The 22,872-nt window shown below is 50.5% G+C and carries 17 protein-coding genes and 1 pseudogene; 1 reads left to right on the top strand and 17 read right to left on the bottom strand.

The window, feature by feature from the left end:
- Window positions 1-126: 126 nt before the first annotated feature.
- Window positions 127-264 (top strand): annotated as a pseudogene (locus PsAD37_RS27540) (integrase core domain-containing protein); the annotation flags it as partial.
- Between the two features lie 73 nt (window positions 265-337).
- Here the strand turns inward: PsAD37_RS27540 and PsAD37_RS12955 are convergent.
- The 17 genes from PsAD37_RS12955 to PsAD37_RS27535 all read right to left on the bottom strand — a co-directional run.
- Entirely contained in the window at window positions 338-1,078 is a 741-nt protein-coding gene (locus PsAD37_RS12955; protein ID WP_063296499.1) for a DUF1295 domain-containing protein, read from the bottom strand.
- Window positions 1,079-1,102: 24 nt separating this feature from the next.
- Complete coding sequence (locus PsAD37_RS12950) at window positions 1,103-2,239, bottom strand: acyl-CoA dehydrogenase family protein (protein ID WP_063296498.1); 1,137 nt, start codon at window positions 2,237-2,239, stop codon at window positions 1,103-1,105.
- A gap of 24 nt (window positions 2,240-2,263) precedes the next feature.
- The gene (locus tag PsAD37_RS12945; RefSeq protein WP_063296497.1) at window positions 2,264-3,328 is read right to left on the bottom strand and encodes a hypothetical protein; all 1,065 of its coding nucleotides are present in this window, start codon (window positions 3,326-3,328) and stop codon (window positions 2,264-2,266) included.
- Window positions 3,325-3,849 (bottom strand): 4'-phosphopantetheinyl transferase superfamily protein, encoded by a 525-nt coding sequence (locus PsAD37_RS12940; protein ID WP_193778264.1) that lies wholly within the window; start codon window positions 3,847-3,849, stop codon window positions 3,325-3,327. The genes PsAD37_RS12945 and PsAD37_RS12940 overlap by 4 nt, the downstream gene beginning before the upstream one ends.
- 176 nt (window positions 3,850-4,025) lie before the next feature.
- Window positions 4,026-4,337: a hypothetical protein gene (locus PsAD37_RS12935; RefSeq protein ID WP_063296495.1), complete on the bottom strand. Its 312-nt coding sequence runs from the start codon at window positions 4,335-4,337 to the stop codon at window positions 4,026-4,028.
- Entirely contained in the window at window positions 4,334-6,757 is a 2,424-nt protein-coding gene (locus PsAD37_RS12930) for a beta-ketoacyl synthase N-terminal-like domain-containing protein (RefSeq protein ID WP_063296494.1), read from the bottom strand. Before PsAD37_RS12930 ends, PsAD37_RS12935 begins: the two co-directional genes overlap by 4 nt.
- Window positions 6,754-8,358, bottom strand: coding sequence for an amino acid adenylation domain-containing protein (locus tag PsAD37_RS12925; RefSeq protein ID WP_063296493.1), 1,605 nt, complete (start codon window positions 8,356-8,358; stop codon window positions 6,754-6,756). Before PsAD37_RS12925 ends, PsAD37_RS12930 begins: the two co-directional genes overlap by 4 nt.
- A complete protein-coding gene (locus tag PsAD37_RS12920; protein WP_084407766.1) occupies window positions 8,351-9,997 on the bottom strand; it encodes an aminotransferase class I/II-fold pyridoxal phosphate-dependent enzyme in 1,647 nt (548 codons plus the stop codon). Before PsAD37_RS12920 ends, PsAD37_RS12925 begins: the two co-directional genes overlap by 8 nt.
- Window positions 9,998-10,025: 28 nt before the next feature.
- Window positions 10,026-10,274 (bottom strand): acyl carrier protein, encoded by a 249-nt coding sequence (locus PsAD37_RS12915; protein ID WP_063296492.1) that lies wholly within the window; start codon window positions 10,272-10,274, stop codon window positions 10,026-10,028.
- 16 nt (window positions 10,275-10,290) lie between these two features.
- On the bottom strand, window positions 10,291-11,307 hold the full coding sequence (locus PsAD37_RS12910) for a methyltransferase (protein WP_063296491.1): 1,017 nt from the start codon (window positions 11,305-11,307) through the stop codon (window positions 10,291-10,293).
- 10 nt (window positions 11,308-11,317) lie between these two features.
- Window positions 11,318-13,927, bottom strand: coding sequence for an aminotransferase class III-fold pyridoxal phosphate-dependent enzyme (locus PsAD37_RS12905; RefSeq protein WP_206600072.1), 2,610 nt, complete (start codon window positions 13,925-13,927; stop codon window positions 11,318-11,320).
- Window positions 13,858-16,305, bottom strand: coding sequence for a thiamine pyrophosphate-dependent enzyme (locus PsAD37_RS12900; RefSeq protein ID WP_153039740.1), 2,448 nt, complete (start codon window positions 16,303-16,305; stop codon window positions 13,858-13,860). Before PsAD37_RS12900 ends, PsAD37_RS12905 begins: the two co-directional genes overlap by 70 nt.
- Window positions 16,292-19,006, bottom strand: coding sequence for a PEP/pyruvate-binding domain-containing protein (locus PsAD37_RS12895; protein ID WP_084407764.1), 2,715 nt, complete (start codon window positions 19,004-19,006; stop codon window positions 16,292-16,294). The genes PsAD37_RS12900 and PsAD37_RS12895 overlap by 14 nt, the downstream gene beginning before the upstream one ends.
- Window positions 19,007-19,024: 18 nt before the next feature.
- On the bottom strand, window positions 19,025-20,623 hold the full coding sequence (locus PsAD37_RS12890) for an FAD-dependent oxidoreductase (protein WP_063296489.1): 1,599 nt from the start codon (window positions 20,621-20,623) through the stop codon (window positions 19,025-19,027).
- The gene (locus tag PsAD37_RS12885) at window positions 20,620-21,045 is read right to left on the bottom strand and encodes a DUF6041 domain-containing protein (protein ID WP_063296488.1); all 426 of its coding nucleotides are present in this window, start codon (window positions 21,043-21,045) and stop codon (window positions 20,620-20,622) included. The genes PsAD37_RS12890 and PsAD37_RS12885 overlap by 4 nt, the downstream gene beginning before the upstream one ends.
- Before the next feature lie 276 nt (window positions 21,046-21,321).
- Window positions 21,322-21,990: a DUF4336 domain-containing protein gene (locus tag PsAD37_RS12880; protein ID WP_063296487.1), complete on the bottom strand. Its 669-nt coding sequence runs from the start codon at window positions 21,988-21,990 to the stop codon at window positions 21,322-21,324.
- Window positions 21,991-22,759: 769 nt separating this feature from the next.
- On the bottom strand, window positions 22,760-22,872 hold a 113-nt coding region (locus PsAD37_RS27535; protein WP_153039739.1), incomplete at its 5' end, for an integrase core domain-containing protein.

The raw sequence follows: 22,872 nt of genomic DNA, 5'->3' as shown, positions 1-22,872 counted from the left end.
GCCCCATCAGAACTTCAACCTGCCGTAACTTCACAACAATATCTTCAGGTTTGGGGCGCTTGATAGCCATCTATGGTCCTCCGGTTTCCTAACTATAGGCGTGGACCACTTCAAAGGGGGAGGCTCACACTGCGCGAAGCCCAAATAATCATCGAGAGATGGAGGAACCACTACAACACCAAACGACCCCACAGTGCTCTGGGCTACCGCCCACCTGCGACAGAGGCTATCGTACCGATAGACCAAAGGCCAGTGATGCACTAACTTTCAATCTGGACCACTCAAATGGGGCTGCTCAGGGGGAGGCTCAAAAGGCATTCATTTAGCAGAAATAGCCTCAGGTTTGGTATCGCCGAAAGGGGAAAAAGATAGGTGTAGTTTCAGCATAGGTAGCCCACACATCACCGTACTGTTTTTTTGCTCCGCTTTCATTCTTGGGAATTGCGTCAAATGCATACTGTAAGAGATTTATTGCGGGTGAGACTAACCCCCAAGGCGTCACAGAGATGGCAGCGAAAGAACAGTAGATCAAGAAGTCACCAAAGTAATTTGGATGCCGGGACATTCCCCAAAATCCCTTTTGCAGCAACTTGCCCTTATTTTCGGAATTTTGTCTATATCTCCATTTCTGGAGATCAGCTCCAAAATGGAACACCGTACCAACTGAATACGATAGGAGAGCGATTACATCAAAGCTGTCAAAAGTATCAGCTCTATCCATAGCCCAGAAAAACGGAAGAGGATAAACCCAAGAGAAAATCGGCACAAGAATAATTGGCAACCCAACAAGGGCGACCGTAGGTGTCTGATCTTTGAGCTTTGCTGCTCCTGTAGCTCCAAACCAAGCTAGTAATGTATATAGCATACGGGCGACATATATGAAGACGAGTACAGTAATCAAAATCCGCCGCCATTCAGCGCCCTCTCCATACCATGCAAGAATTATCGTTGCCGGTAGTATCGAGAAAAACCCATATATAAAAGGCCAACGTGTATCACCGGTGCGAAGTGCCGAAATGAATCCTAGTGATGTAAAAAGCGCGGTGTTTGCTATCAGTAGCCAAATCGTATGTGACATATGTCTAATCCTTGGTCTGTTTAATCAGCGCAGCTTCATTGCACGCGCGACAATTTCGCGTTGAATTTCTGAGCTGCCAGAGAAAATGCGGGAAGGCAGCGCATCGTTAATAAACCGATTTACGGGGTGACCTCTAATCATGGCTTCACCGCCAAAAATCTGCACAGCATCTTCCCCGATTTTCACGGCGGATTCCGATATCCAAATTTTGCTAAGCGCGGTGGTCTGTTCGCAAGGCTGCCCCTGATCATACTGCCAGGCAGACTTATAAAGTAACAGCCGGGCAGTCTCAATTCGAACACTCATATTGACAATTCGGTCCGAGATTGCCTGATTTTCCCCGATCTTACGACCAAATTGCATGCGTGTTCGGGCGTGTTCAAGGCAAAGCTGATAAATGCGTTCCATTGCGCCGATGTATATCGAAAATAGACAACATCTTTCCCAGATCATGCTTTTATGAAATAATGTTGCACCTGAACCTTCGGCTCCGACCCGAAGGCTCTGATCTACTCGGCAATCATCAAAATATACGCTTCCCCAAGGGCTTGACGTCAAGCCAGCTTTAGGCTGTTCAGGTGTTATGATTATACCCGGAGTGTCACTGGGAATAAGAAAACAGCTCAATCCAAAGAAGGATGAGCTCGAATCCGTTCGGGCATAGGTGATCAATACATCTGCTATCGGGGCATTAGTGATAAACCTCTTCGCACCATTCAGGACGTAATGATCTCCGCATGGTTTGGCGCTGGTGATCATACTAAAAACATCCGAACCTGCATTCTCTTCAGATACAGCATTTGCGGCAATAAGATCGCCCTGCGCCAAGAGGCCAAGCCATCGTTGTTTGATATCATCAGAGCCGCCATACCAAACTGGAATCACACAAGCAAACAGATGTGCGCTAAGAGAGAACAAGAGACCAAGATCACCGATGTGACGGGCAACGGTTTCAAAACTCTGGATCGTTTCAAGTGCGCTAAGTCCTGTGCCGCCATAGTCTTGTGGAATAGGCAACCCAGCTAGTCCGATCTCACAGAGTTGTCGCCACAATACGTGATCAAAATTGTCGCCGGCTGTTGTGGATCGTGCAATTTCCTGCGCGAAACGTTCGAGGTGGGCGTTACGTTCTTGCTGTTCGGGTTTTGGCGCGAAATCCATGTCTGTTCTCTGTTTAATTTATTGCTAAAAAGGATGTGCCTGTGTCGGCTTTGACAGCAAACTGCTTGTCGGAACGCGCGGTGTTGGTATGTCAGAATTTGGAGCGATACCTATCCGTGCAACAAATACAGGTTTGGTGGACAATCCAAGGCTTTGCTTAAGTTGTTGTTTCGGTAAGTCGTGCTGTAATAAAACGCTTAATGGATGCAGCTGGATTTTGTTTTGTGTGGCAGTGATCCATAGTTCGGCTAGTCGATTGCCTGTTTCGACCAGATCCCAGCAGCTGGAGAATTCTGATGGTGTTTCCAAAACCAAAATCCCAGATGAATGGCGGGTCAAATCTGCTAGGCTCGTTGCCAATTTTCTGGGAAGACCAAAGAGGGTAAATATGCGCATGGAAAGCGGATGCAATATAAACTGGAGTAATTTACGTCTTTTCGACGACATGCGCCCCATCAGGGATTCAATGGAAAATCCACGCCCTCGTTGGAACATTTTTGCCGCTACAAAGTGAATATGGGCATAAGTTTCCGCCCATGCGCTGTGGTTGGCGAAATCCAAGGCAGCATGCTTTGCTACGAGATCTGCCGTTTGTTCGATTGATGCATCATCTAGAAACAGCATCACCGATGCATGCTTGCCTATCCTTAATGGAGCCCAACTTTGTTTACGAAGAGATGCTATCTGATCCGCGTCAAGCGCAACGCGAATGTATGGCGAGCGATTGGTGTGCCGTTGACAGACAATCGCTTCAAATTGGTCCAGTGCCTCAGGTCTCGCTTTACCGTGTTCACATACGTAAACTTCAACATCACTTTGCGACAGCCGCTTGCACGCGTAGCTGAGTCCAGCGACGTCGAGTGCACGGACGAATAATCCGATGAAAAGCCCCAGACTGATCATCATCTCATCCTCCAGGGTGACGAGCGCACGTAATCGTGTCGCATTGTCAATGCCAATACACAGTTTCGCAGGCACGGTGTGGTCTGGTGAAGTAAATTCCACACGCCATGGCTGCGAATTATGTGAGGATGGCGCCCAGCGCGCAATGTCTAGTGCGCGATATATGATATCGTGAACAGCGGTCACTCCACGCTCCTCCTCTCGCCATTACTCCCGGCAGTTGCGATGGCATATTTGCTCCAGTAGCCGAAATGTACATTCGGTATTCGCTCGCCACGCTCGTAAACACTAATCTCACGTGTCAGACTCCAGCCTCGACACTCTATTTCTCGCATCTCAGACAGGTTTGATGTTTGTCGGGCTTTGAGTACAGCTTCCTTGATGCTCCAGATTAAAGTCAGGTAATGGTCGCAATATCCGTAGGTCTCAATGCATGCGATTTCTTGCAGCGTTAGAAAATAGTTCAGACTGGGTAGCGAAAATGCGTGGAAACGCTCGATATCAAGCCCAACAGGCCTGTCTGCGTGCACTGCTGCAGCGAAAGCACCTGAATGTGAGAGGCTCAAATATCCGCCAATTGGTGATTTTACGGGTCCGCTACGTCCCTTTGCAGGCATGACGGAAATATCACGAAGTGACCAGTCTGTTTTACTCTGACCGACAAGGGTTTCCTGCACAGCAATTTTGGCAGCTAGTCGCCCCGCCATCCATTCCCGCCGCTTGCGCTTGTGTGGGAAGGAGGACCACAAGTATCTCTCAGCATCGCTTAGTACTTGATCCGACAGTTGCTGCAAACACGAAGAGAGGCAAGATGTGTTGAGCACAAAAATAGTTAGATCACCAAGAACCAATCTGCCGATTGCTGAGGATTTGTGCATGTCGGTCACTCCCTGCGATACCCGTCGCCTAATCGTGTGCCTGCTATCTCCTCAACAACCTCTGCCATTTCTGAGAACATCTCGACCAGAGCCATGAAACCTTTGGTGGCCATGTCCTTCTCAAATTCATTCTGGGATGTCACGGTAATCACTTCATAATAGTCGAAGTCCAATCCCGGGTCCGCCCTCTGCACGGAAAACCCGACCACACTCGGCAATTTCGGGCATGTCGGATAGTCGGTGTTGATAACCCAGTCTTCGAAACGCGTTGCAAGTGATTGGTCAAGCAAACGAATTTTGTGAACGATCAGTTTCATACGTTCTCCGTAAATTCGGTCGAAGGCTCAGGAGCAGCTTCGACGATCATGTGAAAGTTTGTTCCGCCTGTGCCCAATGAATTCACAGCAGCGCATCGCAATGTGCCGTTATTTACCCAGGGGAGGGGGATGTTACTAATTTGCCAAGATCCTTGCTGTTGATCTAAGCCATGCGACAAGGATCCCCGAAGGATAGTTGGTGGGTACTGTGCTGTGTTCACAGCACCCAGAGCACGGATCAAGCCGGCAAGACCAGCAGCGGCAAAACTGTGACCAACCAACGACTTGACGGATCCAAGGCCAATTTTCCTATGACCGCCATAAACTTCATTGAGCGCTTTGATTTCTATCGCGTCACCGCGCTGAGTCCCGGTTCCGTGTGTTTCGATATACCCAACGTGGTCTGGTTCCATTGCAGCATTTTGCAAAGCGCGTTTCATTGCTGCAATCTGCCCACGAGGGTCGGGCGCGGTAAAGGAAACCGCATCGGATGATCCGCCAATGCCACGAATTAAGCCGAGTATTGTCTGCTTTTCTGCCTGTGCATCTGGTAATCGACGCAACACAACAGCTCCCGCACCGTCGCCGGGAGAAAATCCATCTGCCTGATCGGTAAAGGGGGAAATCTTGTCAGCCGAAAGCATACGTTGGGCGGAGCAGAGCGTCAGGTCACGTGGGTTGTTGGGTAATTCGGACGCCACCACAAGCACGGCATCGCAAAGGTTCTGACGGAGTTGACGTACCGCTGTTTCCAGAGCAGCAAGTGACGAGGCACACGCGCTTTCAATAGCCATAGCTTTGGCATTTAGCTTATGGGCCTCTGACAAGCTGTGGGCGATGTTGCCGGGCAGCATTGCTTCCAGTGAAACAGAGTCTAACTGGTTGTCACGTTCGGCAAGGCTAAGCACCTTGCTCAGTTCTGGCCAATGCGTTTCGTTGGATACTGCTCGTTCCAAGGTACTGCAAAGTTGAGTAGCAACGATAATCGACCACCGAACCGAGTGGCACAGCTGCTCGGTGTCTTCGGATACCACCTGAGAAAGGGCTTCTGCCCCAACTTGCATCGCAAGGGCATGGACTTTGTCTGGAAAAGACGATGTGCGGGATGTTGCTTGCTGAACAATCGCAGATTGAGTTTCGCTCCCAAGCTCTGCATAGCTCGAAAGAGGGACTGTGCGATTAACATCAAATGTGGTTGTGCGAGGAAGAGCTGTTGCGCTAAGAGGGGCAATTCCATCACGGCCCACCTGAAAAGCCTCTGTAACTGTTTCCAGCCCATCAAATGGCCCGTAGCTCGCACCAAGACCGACAATTGCAATCAGATCACTCTGCTGTGCTTTGACCCGTGCAGGCACAGGCTCGTTGTTATAAGCACGTAGGCGCAAAGCCCAGACGTGCTCATAAAGACTTTGACCGAATATAGTCGTCGGGCTTTGGTGATGTATCGTCGAAAGGGCCGCATTAATGGCATCGGCACCGCTGTGAGCTAGCCCATAACTCTCGGGCTTCGCAAGGCCTATCGCCGCTGCGCTGTGATCACATACGGCAACTTGCCTTGGTGCACTCAGTCTCTCTGACAACTCCTGAAATGCCTGCGGGCTGTTGCTTCTGGAATGAGTGCAGGCCATTCCGTCGAGCACCGCAATTATTTCATCGCCGTCACGTTGAGCATCTTTCAGACGGCGCAGGCCATAAAGGCTTGCACCTTCATTAAACACTTTATCGCCGCCTAAGTGTGACGCGAGGGCCTGTGCCATATGCGCACCTTCTATGCGCTGTCCAACACCAACCCACGCCATGTCGGATGCGCCTTCAAGAAGGCCGAGAATGGCGGTTTCAAATGCGCAATAGGTGGTTGCCTCAGCGCTTTCCAATGCTAGAATACGGCCGTTTGTGCCAAGCTCAAGCCCCATACGTGCGGCTATGATACTGGCCATTTCGCCCACTTTGTCGTGGGTGGTTGAGCCAAAGTGGGCATGCAAAGCCCGCTTTCCAGCCAAAACTTGGCTTTCGTACTCGCCCGCAAGCTCAGTCACACCTGAGACTTTAAGTGCGTTACGGAGAGTTGAATCGAACCCTCCGCAAACACCGATAATGACGTCAGAACGTTTGGGATCGCAGTTGAATTTGCCTGCATTGAGATCCTGCTTCGACTGACGTACGAGCCAAAGCAGGTTAAGTGTTAATGCAGAAACCGCACGCTCATATATGGGTGGAATGCGAAACTCTGCAGGAGCACAGGGAGCAGGGGCGAGAAGTCTGACGTGAAGTGCAGACGCAGCGTCAGAGACACTTTGATTACAGCGGGCCAGTCGCTGAACCGGATACTTGGCGACTTGTTCAACCTCGCAATGTCGGGCCGCCACAATAGCGATGGGATCTTCTGGTGTAACAATCTGAAGACCTGTGGTGCAGGTCATAACGGTACACCCTCTCTTGGGCTCAAATCAGGATGTATCAGGCTGTCTTCCGCGATGCGTTTTAGATGAACGAAGTCTGTTTTTCCGTTTGAGGTTCGAGGAAGGGCAGGCATGATTTTCACATGTTTTGGCAGCATGTAGCGCGGCAAATACTCTCGAAGCTCGTTGAGCAAATCAAGGGCTCCCGGTTTGTTTTCGTCTGTATCGCAGGCGACAAATGCTACGAGTTCGGCCCCACGCGGGCTCTGTAGTGGAACAACGACCGATTGGCGCACTTGCTTATGGTGCAGAAGCGCAGCTTCAATTTCCCCCAGTTCCACTCGATTGCCCTGAATTTTAACAATCCTGTCAGTGCGACCATGGTACACTAAAACGTCATCTTCCCTTGAGACAACATCTCCTGTTGGATGGCGTCCTGAGGCATGTGCTTTGCGTATACGGTCATTGGGTGGATTCAAGTAACCGGGCGTTACAAGCGAGCCTTCAATCACAAGCTCTCCCTTGATGCCATTTGCAATAGGTTGGTCAGTTTTGGGGTCAATCACAAGAGCCGTTTGCCCGGGCAAAGGTTGACCAATGGGGACTGAGGTGTCCCGGTACACGTCTTCCTGACGCACCTTGTAATATGTGCAGACATTTGTCTCCGTCGGTCCATAAAAGTTATAAAGGTCGCATTTATCAGAGACTTGCGTGATCAATTTACGTAGGCTCTGGATCGGAAAGACCTCACCGGCAAACAGCACACGGCGCAAAGAGGGCAGCATTTCCGGACTAAGCTGACCCGCTCGTGTCAGCATCGTTAGGATCGAAGGAACTGCATAAATGGTTGTGACGGCATGTTTCTTGAGTCCGTCAGCAATTGCGATGATGTTTGATTGGTCTGGTGTCGGCACCAGCCACACAGAAGCACCAACATGCGCTGCCGCGAACAAATCAAATGTAGACAGATCGAAATGAAAGCTCGCATGATTGGCGAAGACGTCGTCCTGTCCAAGCCCCAGCTCCTCGATGGCCCAACCGATGAAGGTTGCAAGGTTGCGGCATGACATTTGTACACCCTTGGGCGTTCCTGTGGAACCAGAGGTGAACAATACTGCCGCAATTGCGTCCGGGGTGGCGTCAAACGGTAAATGCTTTGTGGGGGGAAGATCTGATATCCAATCGGCTGGGACTGGCAACTGAGGATTGTTATCACAAGTTCCGGCCCCGCTCAGCAAGACAAGCTTTACGCTATCAGGTAACGCCCCGGGTAAATGTGATAGTAGATCAGGCGTAATAACAAGGACTTCTGGCTGTGCTTCTTGAAGTATGCGCATAGCGCGCTCGCCGGGTTGTCCGGGGTCAAGCGGCACATAGGCCAGCCCAGCCTCAAGGGCTCCCCAAATGGCCGAAACAGCATGGTTTCCCTTTCGCAACCAGATGGCCAGACGTGCACCCGGCGCTATCCCCTCTGCCTGTACGCGCGCTGCAATGCAACAAGCAGATGCGTGCAGTTCTTTATAGGTCAAAGGTGCGTCGCCCAATATTGCGATCGCATCTGGCGTATGGCTGGCGCTCTCTCGCAACCCGTCAATGACGGGAAAAAAAGTTGGCTCATTCATCGGTTGTGACCCCGGTTTCGCGTGCGCTTTCGATCAGAATGTCAGCTGCCTGATCCAGATCCTCTACGGTGTGCTCTGATGTAACTGAGATACGCAAACGTGCATCACCAACAGCAACACCGGGAAAGACCACCGTTTGACAGAACATGCCCCGATGTCGCACGGCTTGACCAAACTTCAGTGTCAACTGGTCATCACCAATAACGATTGGGAGGATAGCGCTTTGGGTATCCCCAAGATTGAATCCTGCTCGAAGCAGCTTGCCTTTGAGATGATCAATGTTACGCCACAGCGTCTTAAGCCGCTCTGGCTCCTTTATCATCAAGTCGATTGACTGGATAAGTCCAGCTGCGACATGTGCGGGAATGGTTGCGGCAAAGACATAGGAGTTGGCGTAGAAGCGGAGGTATTCCACCACATCAGCACGCGCAGCCACAAAACCACCGACACCAGCCAGCGTTTTTGAAAAGGTACCCAGTTCCAGATCGATCTGGCCCTTGAGACCGAAGTGTTCTGAGGTTCCTGAGCCGGTTGCACCCAGAACCCCAGTGGAATGTGCGTCATCAATCAGAAGTTTTGCGTCATATTTCTTGGCGATGCTCAAGAGGCGCGGAAGGTCCACAATATCGCCATGCATCGAGAAAACGCCATCACTCACAATCAAGCGGCCACCATCGTGATCCGCACTGCGCTCCAGAGTGCGCTCAAGCGAACTGAGACTATGCTTATAGATGCGCCGCTGTGCCCCCGATAGCTTGCAGCCGTCCTGAATGCTCATGTGGTTTATTGCATCAGTGTAAACGATGTCTCGATTGGTCAGCAGTGCAGAGATCGTACCCAGATTGGCAGAGTAACCAGATGGAAAGACAATAGAATCTTCGGTGCCTTTCAACTGTGCCAGCTTGCGTTCAAGTTCCAGATGTAAAACATTCGAACCGCCAATCAGACGGCAACCAGTGTTGGTCGCCCCGTAACGTACAGCAGCATCGCGAATAGCTTCAAGTACGCGTGGATCATTGGCCAGCCCCAGATAATTGTTCGAGGCGAACATTAGAAATTTACGACTTTTTCCAGCGACCTCATCATAGATCATAGCACGGTTCTGGCAGGGGCTTTCCAGTGGCATGCCGTACCAGTAATGACCAGCATCGCGTTTTTGAGTATAGAACTCGTGAAAGGCTCCAACTTTGTGGAACAAATCACGGTTTGGCAGATCTGCAAAATCTCGCATTGTACGGGTATCGGTGAGCGGCGAAGGGTTCTCTTCCAACGTTGCACTTGCGGTGCTCTCGATCAGTTCCTGCAGTTGTTCGACTGGCTGGCTTTTGCTGTGCAACTCAGCTACCTGAGGCAGTGGTAATGGGCGACCTTCCAAGCGACTGAGGGCCTTCAACGTAAGGTCGCGGATTGATATGACACTAGCCAATTGCTCCCCGTTAACCGGCAGGCTACAGCGCTCCATCAGTTCCACGAAGATATCCATCTGGACTATGCTATCCACGCCGAGATCTGTCTCGAACTCCGCATCCGGTGTCAACAAATCTGGCTGGTATCCGGTGTGCTTTTGCACCACCTCAGTTGTCAGAGCAATCGCAGCATCGAAATTTTGCTTTTGCAGCGTCAAGTCAATATCTATCATCTCTTGGAACTCCGGATCGGGGGAAAGGTCAGGCCATAGTCGACGCTGTTAAATTGTTCATCATGTGGGCGATATCGCTGGCAGTAGCAAAGTTCTCGGGCTTGATTTCTTCAAGCGGAACTGTGACTGAGAATTCTGACTGCAGAATTTCGATGAGGTCGAAGAACGCACTGGAATCTATGATGTTAAGTTCCAGAAGCTGCGTATCCAGTGATAAAGGTTCGTCTAGTCCCAAACCGTAATTCTCAATAATGAGTGTCAGGATGCGTTGTCTCATGATGTAATTTCCAGATCTAAGGTTTTTCGCCGATCAAAAGGGTACGTGGCCCGTCCAAAGTGACTGCACGAACATTCGTAAAACCTGCCTCACACAATCGGTCGAGATATTGCGCAGTGGTACTTTCGATGCCACCATCGGATGAAATCAGCATGTTGATTGACAACAATGCAACAAATGTTGGGCCGGTCTCATCGTCGAGAAGCGGTGTTTCGCTTGCGATGAAAGTTGCTCCCGATGGAAGAGCCTTGAACACGTTGGCAAGGATGCACTTTTGCGTATTGATGCTATAGTCGTGTAACATCCAACCCATATGAACAAGGTCTTGGGTGATTTCTGGCAAGTCGCCGCTGATTACATCTCCGATATATACGTCGACCTGGTCCGAATGGCCTGAGGACATTAGTTCCTGGCGCATGTGGTCTACCGCTTCGGGTAGATCGCAGACAGCCACATTCAGGCGTGGATTGGCAGCAAGAATTGCACGCGGCAGTGCAGCACGGCCGGAGCCTAAATCAAGGAAGGCTTTGTACGGTGAGAAGTTGAAACCCTTGAGGAAACTCTCAACAAATGGGTCAGCAAGAACGCTAAGGAAGGCGTGAAAGTCAGCCACATCGTTAGGTTCACTATAGAGGATGTCGAACCATTTTCGCTCATCGCCAAAAGTTTCCTTTCGCTGGTTGCTGTTTGTGCGAATGGCTTGGGCGCTGTTTGCCCAAAGGGGGTAGAGAAATTTGCTCGCATGCCGAGCCAATGTTCCCATATATTGGGTACCATTCTTCAGAAGGCAGGGCGCCATATCGGGTTTTAGGGTATAGATATCCCCGCGATACTCCACAAATCCCATTGCAACCATCGCGATCAGAAGCTGGTGGCCAGTGCTTTCGGGTAGATTGCAGTGCTCGAACACCTCTTGGGAGGTGGCACCGTCACCAATAGCTTCAAAGATCTCAACATCATAAGCTGCTATCAGCGCCTGTGAATTGAAGAAGGACAGGAGCGTGGAGCTGACCGTGGATAGTGCATTGTCCAATGATATTTCCTCAGTCTAGAAAAGTTGACATATCGCGGCAGACATCCCTGAAGGCTGACACGAAACGGTTCGCCTGGTCCTGAGACAGGATCAAGGGGGGTTGCAGGCGAATAACGGTTGAGCTGTTGGCTGTTAGAAAGGTCAGGATGCCGTGATCCATCGCCAGTTTGGTAACGAAACGCATGCAGAACATCTCCGACAAAGTGCCTTCAAAACGGTTCATGGCGTCGAGCAGGTTCTTGCGAACTTGGTCTGGAAGGAACTTCCAGGTCATGTGCCAGTCTCCGGGTAGGCGAGTGGCAAATTCATGCGCTCCGGCCGATATTGCCTGACTGAAGTTGGCATCGAAGGATACAGCCAACATCATGCCTTTGCCGCGGATCTCTCCAATAAAATCGTACTGCTGGGAGATCGCATTAAGGTCAACGCGCAGTTTCTCGCCGACCTGATGTGCGTTGGCCATGACTGTTCCATCATCTAACGCATCCAGCGTTGCTAATGCGGCGGTCGAGGCTAAGTTACCGCCGCCGAAAGTAGAACTGTGAGCAAGGAAACGATCAGAGGTCCCATAAGCCCGATCCCAGATCTCGGTGCTTGCTAGTGTCGCGCCGATGGGCATAAGGCCGCCTGATAGCGATTTCGATAGGCACAGAATGTCTGCATCCACTCCTTCCCATTCGCTGGCGAGGAAGCGTCCTGTACGACCCATACCGGTTTGCACTTCGTCGAGGATCAGCATGACACCGTACCGGTTGCAAAGTTCACGTGCACCGCGCAAATAGCCCTCGGACGGTACGTGCACACCGCCTTCACCAAGGATAGGTTCTAGAACAAGGGCGGCGATGTCTCTCTGCTGCATGGCCGTTTCCATGGCGTCAAGATCATTAAAAGGTACGCACAAAGTGCCGGGGATGAGTGGAAGGAAATATCGTTTATGCTTGTCACGGCCAGTAACCGACAGTGCGCCCATCGTTTTGCCATGATAGCTGTTCTCAGCATGCAGAATCTTATGGTGGGGAGAGGCGGCGCGAGCGAGCTTGATGGCCGCTTCGACGGCCTCGGTGCCGGAGTTTGAGAAGAAAACCCGACGCATGCCGTTGCCAACACGCTCACACAGGCGTTCGGCCAGCAGTGATGTCTGCTGGGGCATCGAGATGTATTGCACGAAGTTTGGATTGTCGCCAACCAGAAAGTCCTGAACTGCCTTGACTACCTTGGGCGGATTATGCCCTAGGTTAAGGCAACCATATCCAGCAACAAAATCTAGGTAGTCACGACCCTCGCTGTCTGTCAGAACAACGCCACTGGCTTTAGTAAAGACCCGGTCGCAATGCAGTGTCTGCAGGAAATCTGCGAGGTAGGGATTGATGTGCTGTCGAAAACGCAACGCGGTGTCGTGGTGCACATTTGAGTATAACTTTGTGCCGTTTATCTTTGGTTCGCCCGGGCTCGGTGCTACAGAGGTGGTGTGATGATAGCGGCGAAAACTGGCAACTTTTGCCGGCTCTAACCGGCGACCGTAAGAGGAAATTGGATCAGGGAAAAATCCGTGCTTTGCGGCGATCTTGCCGATAGACAGGACCTTGTCAGTATCAAGGGTACGCCCGATCGAATAGGTTTCAGCACGCCCCTCTAAGGCCAGCACCATAGTTTCTGCCAGACAGGCATTAAGCTGCTGCTTGATCGCGATATTAAGAGATTCACCACCCATGCGCACATCGTCACTTGCTGTGACGCAGCCGCCGTCGATGACGATGATATCTTCACGCTGGAGAGCGGCGCTTTCGGCTACGTCCCTTGGTAATGCGACATCAATGACGATTGAGCCGGGCGACAACCGCTTAGGGTCAATGATCCCACCTGCCGAGGTTGCCGCAACCAAAAACCTGTTGTCTTTGTAAAAGTCCCCGATATCTCCACTAAGGCGTACCTGCTTGTGCCATTTTTCTGGAAGGTGTTCCAACAAGTCAGAGGGGTTTGCGCCGGGTCGGTGCACGAGGTCCAGTTCAAAGCCACTTTCAAGTAGCAGCCGTGTGATGACCAGGGCGATAGAGCCGGGATAGCCTGCGATGATTACCCGCTGATTTGCGGAAGGCAGTTGCATCCACTTCATGACCTGCCGCAAGGCCTTGTATCCAGCATAGGCGGTTAGTGAATTACCGCTGGTGACCGGAATTGAGCTGACATTTGCAACTTCAATACCTCGGTTGCCGACGATAGAGGTAAACCCCCCGAGCCCGACAATATCGGCAGCATCCGCAGCAAAATCATTTGCACCTTCAATAACCCGTTTCAGGCTAAGCCTCGGATTTTTCAGCATCTCCTTCGCGGTCAGTGGCAAATAGCATACCTGTCCGGATGCCTCGGCTCCAGTAGCGCTGACAATACGGTCGAAATTCATGAACGGGACGAGGTTCTGGTGTGACCAAAGCTCTTGAGAATAACCGGATTGATAATCCTGCGTGCTCCGCTGTACGAGGTCGAGCATCTTGACATATCGTTTCAGATTAACCGAGGTTGGATGAGCCACAAAACCAAACTGCATGTGCGTCACGTCCTTTCTTTGATGGTTTGCGATACCCGGCGAGCACCAAAGCGAGGCAATTGGTCTTGTTGCCATCCTCTGACATGGGCCAATGACATCCCGTCACCTTCGTTGTTGTGGGCGAGATTGACATGGAAGATATTGATCCGCCCGCGCATCTTCAGCGCTTTGCGTATCTCGGCCTTGTCAAATACGTTGATTGTGCGTTTGACCACCTCGTAACCGCACAAATTACCAGCGCTTTCCTCTGGGGACAGATTCAGAACGCGCATCTGCCGGGAGGTGCGATTAAACAAGATACGCTCCTGGTAGGAATTGATCGCCGACAAGCCGCTGTTACACAGTACAAAGGTTGTCACGCTTCGGTTACGTCGTGCGCCATTAGACAGAGCATTTTCCAACAAGCTAGGCAGGATATCTGGAACAAGAGCAAAAGCACCGTCCCCTATGAAGCTCAGCAGATCTGTAGGGCAGGTCTCGGCCAGTGCCAGCGTCGCCAGATGGGCATCGCCCATCAACGCCCGCCCATACCAACCAGAAAAGCCAGCTCGGGTCTTAGGCAGATTGCGAATGGCTGAAACACCGCAGCGCCCCACATCAAACAAGCTCGTAAAATCATAGCCTTCAGTTTCGATCATTTCGGTGAGGAGTTGCCCGAGAGCTCCGAAAAAGAAATTCGGTGTCATCGGCAGTGACGGGACACACCGGGACAAGTCTTCTTGTCCCTTCAATGCGGCGGTTAAGGTGTCTCGGCGGCGTGCAAGCAATTCCGGCTTCACATCCAGACGTTCTTCTAACTCTTTTAGTGCAGCATGGGGTTGCATCAGAACTGATATATCGGCAAAGGGTGCCACCAGTGCGTGCTCGCTCACCACCTGTGCGATGTGGAATTTCCTGTGCAACTTATTCTCGGTGAACGGCGTCACTACCTGGGATACCTTGTCCCCTAGAAAAATCAGAGTCTGTTCGGTTTTCGGTGCAATTTGTCCGTCCCGATGCAAAAAGCGGTACACAGCATCACTGAAGCCGTAGACACTTAATGTGCCCAGATGGTTGGGGCAGGGGCGCCCATTAAGATGAGTTGGGATTGCTCCGGGGTGTATGATGCTATCCACCAATGCAATCCCGGCTCGCTCAGCAATGGAGGCAAGAAGGCGAGCGCTTTCAGAGTGTAGTTGGCCAGGTTGAAGCAATAAGCGATCAGGCCCGTTGTTAATCAACTCCGCGAGGTGAAGAATCGTGTCATTGTTAACTGGCTCATTCCTGACAAGTGCCGGAGGGGGCAGGTTTTCAGGTGCTTCAACAACGTTCATCACTGATTGTGTGGCAAGTATGAACACCGGACCGCGATTGGCATCGTATAGTTGCATGGCCTGGTTCATACCGGCCTGCAGATTGGCAGGGTCGTCGATATAAACAAAAGGTACGCCGCGGGCGTGCAGTACATCCCGACTGTCGGATTCGGGGTTAATCGTGGATTGGAAGGCGTACCACAACGCGGGCTTTTGCTCAGCGCAGATAACAAAACCGCATGCGCGAGTTTCGCGCAGGTTAGCGAGCGTACCGCGAAACTCGTCAACCATCCCAGAGGTTATTATTGTCACCGAAGGCATTTCATAAAGCTGCCAATTGGCCATGGCTCCACAGGCCAGTGCATGCTCGCTGGGACCGCGTAGTACCGGAAAATTACGAATCTCGGATTGATCCTCGAAAGCAGATATCAGACTGGATACAAGTGAACCGGTGTAATACTGCAACACCCAACGACCTTCGGTTCGGCTGTCGAGAAACTTTGCCAGACAGCTAGCCATTGCGCTGGTGGGGCGGCCTTTGTCACCGCACTTGATATGCCGGTTAGCAAGGCTAAGTTGGTAGAAATCCATCCAAAGGGTTAGAAGTTGTGCACGTAACACATCGGAGTCCGATGGAAGCACGCAACGAATAAAATTCATTGGATGCACTTGGTAGGGATGCATCTCGGCTGATTGAAAAACTGCCGTAGAGGAGGGGGTCTCAAAAGCTGGAACCTGTGCACGGTGAAGAGCCCCGTAAAACTCCTGCAAATCCTGGTCGATCTCAGCAATGGATCGGCCAAAATGGTAGGGGTCGGAGTAGTCGATATAAGCCATGCCAGTGTGATGCACATTGCTGCCATCGCTGCGGGCCATGAGCTTAGTAAGCGCTCCGGAAAGGCTTTGTGATTGCACCACATGTAGCGAAATGCGATCACCCGATCCCGACAGAAAGCGTACAGCCCTATCCCTGGCTGCGCTGTAATGGGGTCCAGGCGCAGACGGAGTTAGAGCAAGAATGTCCCAATCGCTGTCAATTGTGATTGTCTCGAACAGGTCGTCGCGAAAGTCTAAGATCACAGATGCCCCGGCCCGAAAGAACTCCGAATTTCGCGTAATAACGATAATGTTGACGCTGACATCCATATCAAGCGCTTTCATTGATGCAGTTGCGATTTTTGTCTGCCTGAACTGCTACCGGTGCACTGATTGTGGTCTTGGGGTCGATACTGACTAATCCACCGTCGCCATCTATGGTGACGGTATCTCCAGTACGAATTTGTGCGGTGGCAATTCGGGTGTTAACCACCGCCGGAATGCCAAACTCTCGCGCGACAATAGAGCTGTGAGACAGAGCTGAGCCAATATCAGTCACTACACCCTGAGCAAGGGTGAAAAGCGGTGTCCAGGATGCATCGGTAAAGCGCGCGACAAGAATTTCATTCTTGCGGAAGCTAGCCGCCTGTTTTGGGAGGTCGGTGATGACACGCGCTGGCCCTACTACGATGCCTGGGCTAGCACCGAGGCCTTTCATCTGGCCATCTCCGGTCAGCTCTGGCGCTGCTGCACGCTTGGGTTCGTAACCTCCGATCAGGCTCATTGGTGGTTCTTCACTACGCAGGTTGATCAAGTTCTCGCGCTTATTGGCGAGGATCATGTCCTTGCTGAAGGCCTCTAGCTCAGTGATCTTACCGGCCATGTAGTCCCGGAAGAGATTGAAATCGATAAAGGGAAGGTCATTTAGGCTCACGACGTTTCGTGCGGCTAGTCGTGACATCATTTCGATGATGATCCGTCGATAGAACCACGATTCCGCGATGAAGGTAGGGCGCACACGTTCACGCAGATCTGCCATCTTGGTATAGCTCTTTATTATGAATTTCAGGCTGAACCCCTCCTTGCCTGAGAGGGATGCCAGCAACCGGTTGGTCTCATCTCCACGAAGGGCTTCACTAGCTTGCATTTTTTTCTCAAGCTCGACTTCGTTCGTCAGATAAAGCCGGATAACGTCGAAAATGTAACGTGGATCATCAGCCCAGCGAGGAATAGTCAATTCGAATTCCTGGCGACCGCGTGCACCGAATTCACGCAGGAATGCTGAAAATTCGCCGTCAAGGAAACCGGGGCCACTCGAAATGGCTCGGAGGGCGTTAATGATATCATTGGACGGTGTATCAATGATGAGACGCGCTAAATCTGCTTGCGCCCGCACTGTTTCAGTGAGATCAAGAATGGCACGTGTTACTTCAATTGTACGCAGGTTATTAAGTGACGCCTTGATACGGTTCTCCAGCCCGTTACCCTGATCTTTAAACAGTTCCTTACATTTTTCGGCAAGCGCGTCATAAAGCGCGAAGCTCTGTAAAAAGAAAGGCATGTAAGCGGCGCAGGACGTCAGAAAGTTTTCGTCGATGCGTGAGAGCTCAACGTTCAATTCCTCGCGCGACATGCTTGGCAAGTTGAGGCTTAACGCGTGGGCAGTGCGGTCACGACGCAAGGTTTCCATCTTCTTGGCTGTCTTCTCGGCAGTTGTCAGGTTGTAGAACTGCCGTGCAAGCCAGTATGTTGAGCTGAAGAAATAGCCCAGACCCTTGGTGGGCTCACCATAAGGATTCTTGTAGGTGTTAAGATCCACATCGCTGGTTGCATAGCGGGCGGTAAACTTCATAGCGTCACGAGTTGGAGGGCATTGCGTTAGCATATGCGCCGAGGACGATATGTTCAGATATACGTGACCGCGTACGTAACCCATGAAGGTGTTGGGCTTGAGCATCTTGTGCAGACCCATGGTCTTCACGGCAGGTCCATGGATGTTGTTTTGATAGAAACGACAGAAGGACAAGCCTAGCGGAGACATCAAACCGGTAACGATCTCACCGGTATCCATACGTGAGAACAGCGCATTGTCTTTGATTTGGATGTTTTCTTCGTCGATATCCGCATAGACCTTGTTAGCCGTGGAGCGATGTATCGCAGTGATCGGGCGTGCCTGTAGAATCCACATCTCGCCATCGTGCAGTGCCCATTCTATATCGAGTTCTTGCCCTTTATATGAAGCGCTCATCATGAGCTGATTCGCTGCTGCGACTAGTTTTGAAGTTTGCTCGGTCGTTAAGGTCTGAGCATCGACCTTTTCGGCAGGAGTTTCTACCAAGGCAATGCCACCGTCTGGCTGGCAGAAGGTCGACATGGTTTTAGAGCGCACTGATTTGGATTCTAACGTCAGATCTTCACGGCGGATCAGGAAACTATCCGTACTGACTTGACTGGACACAAGACCTTCCCCGACGCCCCAGGAAGCTTCGATCCGCATGCATTCTTCGGTTTCTCCCATCGGATCGATAGTAAAGAGCACGCCTGCGACTTCTGCCTGAACCATTGTCTGAATGACAACTGCAATAACGGGCTGTTCTTCTACTTCAGAGCGCTGTTCTGCATAACTGAGCACATGTTCATCGAACAGCGAGGCCCAACAGCGTTTGACTGCGGTAATCACCTCGTCAGCCCCACTGAGGTTGAGGAAGGTCTGAAACTGACCGGCAAATGAGCTTTTGTCTCCATCTTCAACCGTTGCTGAAGAGCGCACGGCTATCGAGACGTTGCCCAGCATGTTACAGGAATGGCGTAATTCCTGTTCCAGATCAGCTGGAAATTTTGCCTGCTTTATTGCTTCAGGTAACTCTGAGTGATCTAGCTGGTTTAGCTTATTGGTGTCGAGGAAATGTCGGAATGCCTCGGTTGTGATGCAAAAGGCTTCAGGAACGAGCATGCCTTCTGCGACCATGTGATTGAGTGAGTTGGCCTTACCGCCAAGAATATCGCGCCCACCCGGAGCCTGGCCGTCCAGTTTTACAATGAACATTTTAGTCCCCCAAGTTGGTCATTTTGTTACTTCGCAGCGTGGGATCGAGTTTTGATTGAGAATGTGTGCAATCTGATGTGCCGCGAACGCTCCGGATTCGACTGCGGACTCAAGGCAACCAACGCCAATGCTATCCTGATTGGCAAATGTTATGGCGCCGAAAGGAGCGCTGGCTGTCTCAAACACCCTCCGCGCTATCTGACCTGGGCGCGGCGAAACAAGACCTTTGGGCCAAACGTGCAAGGTAACATCTTCGAGAATGTCGGGGTTGGCGCCAATGGCTGCAAGGATCCTACGCACTTCAGTCTCCGCTTCGTTGCGTAGCACGCTTAGATTGACGGAAGTAATTTGGCCTTGACCTTTCCGAGCAGCAACTGGCTTGAGAATACTAAACCCGCCGATGCCCTGATTGTCTCCGAATGCCTCCCAAGTAGAATTGACGACACCACCAGCCTTGCAAAACCCTGCCTTTGCAGCGGCGTCAGGTGTGTCTCCGATAAAATAGGCACCGAAATACTTCGTCCAAACAGGATCACTTAGACGAGCGTTGGCGATGGCATAATCTGAGTATTCGATTTCACGGATTGCGGCCTTTTGTTCTTCAGGAAGCTCCGTGAACATGCCGAGCGCTGTGTGTTTGGGCGTTGCGACGACTACACCTTGGCATGATAGCGTTTCTTGCTGATCTGCGTGCGTAAATTCCACGCGATAAGCAGAGCCATCGTGATCAATGCGGTCAACCTTAGACTCGGTTTGTATATTTACGGCGGATTGAGTGCGCAAATGGTTGATCAAGGCTTCGGATACGGCACCATTCCCGCCCGACAGCGCCACAAGGTCGCCATACAAATATCCCACCAGAAAGTACAATCCGACATAGGCCGAGCAGTTGTCGAGCAGCAGGCCTTCCACTTCAAGCGTTGTGGTGAGGGCAAGACGTACAAGTTGGCCTAGCCGTCGCGGAGGCTGAAGGTCATTTGGTAGATGGTGCGTCATCTCAGGATCGAAAAAGAATTGCCGTATGGTCATCTGGTCCAAAGCCATCATTTCGTCACGGCTTATGCCGCATTCTGGAACCCAGGGAACCGACGGGAAACGGCCTTTTCCAGGGCTCAACCGATCCAGAAAAGTGTACAAGTCGGCAAAAATTGGTTCGCCAAGTTCCTTGCTTGCCGGGAGAAGGGGCCGGCCGGTCAGTCCGGCGACCAAGAGATTGCCAGTGAGACCCCAGACTTTTGGGTGAAGCAACCAACGAGGTTGCCGCAGATAAGAAACAATCACTTCGTGCAAATTGCGTAGTAGGGCGGAGGTGCGAAATAGGACCTGCATTGATGTGCTGGTTGAATGGTATTTACCACTGAGCTTAAAACGGGTTAGCAGGTCTTCGACGACCCCTCCTGGGGTCGGGAAGCGAAAACACGAACCGGCGGTGGGTTGGCGCATCCCTCCTGTTGTCGTCAGCCAAGCGTTTCCACCCGGCTCACTTGAGGCTTCGAGAATTTCGACTTTAAACCCTGCATCGTTCAGATGCATAGCAGCTGTTAGTCCGGCAAGGCCAGCACCCACAACAACAATGCGTTGGGCAGCATTCGACTGGTTGTGCGCAGGAGCATTCATTCCGAAACCACCTGTTCTTGCCGCGAGACCAAGGCTCGCCGCAAGACGAATGCAGCAGCTAGCATAAACGGAAGATCAATGACGAGGATTGATGGCTGAAAGCGAAACAACAAGACAATAAACATAGCTAACATGATCAATTGGCCTGTGGCGGCCAAAACTAACATACGCCTGGTTAGAAACGCCAGACCGGAAGCCACAAAAGCCACACCCACAAGTGCATTCACCGCCAAATACTGTGTTGCCAAAAATGTACTTAACGGGGCGAGTACAGTGCCGGAATTCGCCTGGGCCATTTGCTGAAGAGTCTGTCCAATATCTTCAATCTGAGGGAAAGCTTTGGCGATGCCGGCGGCGATGAAAAGCACCCCCGAAACAATGCGAGCATAATCCACCCAGTCTCTATTTGCGGAGAGTTGCATGTTCCTCATCCAATCAAATGTTGATTTAAATCACGAATGTTCGAATGTTGTTTGAGTGTTTTTCCGGATTTATTTTCGGAAAATTCGATTGAAATTAAGATGGCTATAAGTTTAATAGTTAATAATACTATGTGATTTCATGATAAATTAGCGCTATGTGTACTTAGTAGCTTGTAAGTTGAAAATATTTTGTTGTATGTCAGTGTTGGTATGTATAGTAATATTATTAATTACTTAGTATGGGCATTACCAATGCCGACGCCTGATGCTTTAGAGCTAATCAATCCATTCGAGAGCTCGTGTTACGAACCTTTTCCCCTCTGATTGGCACCATTCCCCATGCGCGACCGTAACTTGACCCGGTGCCCAGTCAATAACCTTGTCGCGTGCTGTGCGGATAAAACTTCGGTCGGTAAACGATAACCTCCATTCGCCGGGTGCATGCGGTGATTTTGCTGTAATCCCGTCTATATGGGCGAGCGGGCGTTGCCACCAACTCCAATGTTTTTGAAGAAAGTCCTCAGTAAATGATTCAATCAGATCCGCAAAGATGGCCGTACGGGAAGGTCGATGAAAGAACACAACTTCGTCCATCATAAATGAGCCCCGAAACCAGGCTTGGTCTATATCTGGCCCCCATTCCGATGGGGGAATGTCTTCCAATGCGGGACCAAATGCGAGATCTTTGCGTTTGTCGATTGTGCTCTTCGGCCCCCAAAGGATTGCATTAGGCCAAATTGCCTTCCAGTCCGCCAGAAACAAATGATGAATCTTATTTGGACTCACCAAGTGTGAAACTTGACCAAGTGCTTCAATTTCGGAACGAAGACTTACGGAAATTGTTATCGGTGACCACACCCAAAGGTGTCCGCCCTCCAGACGGGCAATAACCATACGCGTGGGGTAGGGAAAACTATAGAAATCAACATTTGGCCCATCAGCCATCCATATCTCATTCCCAATTGGAGTAAGTAGTTCCACTTTTAACGCCTTAAATTAACTGGGTATTTTTGATAAGTACGTATCATCGGTACATAATTATTTTTGATCTAGCAATATATTTTTTAACGATACATATTAACGATAATAAATAATCTTATTAATAAGAAATATTTTTTAAAATAAAGAATACTCTACTTCATCATTACGTATTGGTTGTTGAGTTGAGGTGTTAAAAATTCATATCTAACTTTGCGTTAAATTATAACTAAGCATAAATATGTAAAATTATAATTATGAAAATCTACGCGCGTTAAATAGATACTAATAACTCACATGGCTCATATTAGTATTTGCACCGTCTAAGTTAGGCATAAGTATTTTGAAATACTTATGCTATTTTGTAGCTATTCTTTAAGATATGTATGTTTTGACAAATTTTAAATTTCGATTTTAATATTAGAAGTGCCTAGTGACAGAGAGCGCTAAATCATGGGCAATTGAAGGGTAATTTACTTCAATCTTAATTCGAAGTGGCCATCAGGGCTGTTTTCCACAGGCTTAAGGGGAATTCCCTAAGGCGCTATTTGATCAGTGCGATTATTCATATTTATCTTCAACTCCAGTTGTTAATTTTGATCCGTTGATCCGTTGATCCGTTGATCCGTTGATCCGTTGATCCGTTGATCCGTTGATCCGCAGTGTTCTCATTGGTTTACACAGCTAAAAACGGACGGGCGCTGAGCAGCCCCATTTGAGTGGTCCAGATTGAAAGTTAGTGCATCACTGGCCTTTGGTCTATCGGTACGATAGCCTCTGTCGCAGGTAGGCGGTAGCCCAGAGCACTGTGGGGTCGTTTGGTGTTGTAGTGGTTCCTCCATCTCTCGA

The sequence above is a fragment of the Pseudovibrio sp. Ad37 genome (genome assembly GCF_001623075.1).
Classification (GTDB): Bacteria; Pseudomonadota; Alphaproteobacteria; order Rhizobiales; family Stappiaceae; genus Pseudovibrio.
This window is presented reverse-complemented; position numbering and strand designations above follow the sequence as displayed.

Bases quoted from the DNA above. Each gene is read 5' to 3' on its own strand.
- PsAD37_RS12915 (WP_063296492.1), bottom strand. From the start codon at position 10,274: ATGAGACAACGCATCCTGACACTCATTATTGAGAATTACGGTTTGGGA.
- PsAD37_RS12925 (WP_063296493.1), bottom strand. From the start codon at position 8,358: ATGAATGAGCCAACTTTTTTTCCCGTCATTGACGGGTTGCGAGAGAGC.
- PsAD37_RS12890 (WP_063296489.1), bottom strand. From the start codon at position 20,623: ATGAATGCTCCTGCGCACAACCAGTCGAATGCTGCCCAACGCATTGTT.
- PsAD37_RS12950 (WP_063296498.1), bottom strand. From the start codon at position 2,239: ATGGATTTCGCGCCAAAACCCGAACAGCAAGAACGTAACGCCCACCTC.
- PsAD37_RS12930 (WP_063296494.1), bottom strand. From the start codon at position 6,757: ATGACCTGCACCACAGGTCTTCAGATTGTTACACCAGAAGATCCCATC.
- PsAD37_RS12955 (WP_063296499.1), bottom strand. From the start codon at position 1,078: ATGTCACATACGATTTGGCTACTGATAGCAAACACCGCGCTTTTTACA.
- PsAD37_RS12900 (WP_153039740.1), bottom strand. From the start codon at position 16,305: ATGAAAGCGCTTGATATGGATGTCAGCGTCAACATTATCGTTATTACG.
- PsAD37_RS12880 (WP_063296487.1), bottom strand. From the start codon at position 21,990: ATGGCTGATGGGCCAAATGTTGATTTCTATAGTTTTCCCTACCCCACG.
- PsAD37_RS12920 (WP_084407766.1), bottom strand. From the start codon at position 9,997: ATGATAGATATTGACTTGACGCTGCAAAAGCAAAATTTCGATGCTGCG.
- PsAD37_RS12895 (WP_084407764.1), bottom strand. From the start codon at position 19,006: ATGTTCATTGTAAAACTGGACGGCCAGGCTCCGGGTGGGCGCGATATT.
- PsAD37_RS12935 (WP_063296495.1), bottom strand. From the start codon at position 4,337: ATGAAACTGATCGTTCACAAAATTCGTTTGCTTGACCAATCACTTGCA.
- PsAD37_RS12940 (WP_193778264.1), bottom strand. From the start codon at position 3,849: ATGGCGGGGCGACTAGCTGCCAAAATTGCTGTGCAGGAAACCCTTGTC.
- PsAD37_RS12885 (WP_063296488.1), bottom strand. From the start codon at position 21,045: ATGCAACTCTCCGCAAATAGAGACTGGGTGGATTATGCTCGCATTGTT.
- PsAD37_RS12905 (WP_206600072.1), bottom strand. From the start codon at position 13,927: ATGGCAACAAGACCAATTGCCTCGCTTTGGTGCTCGCCGGGTATCGCA.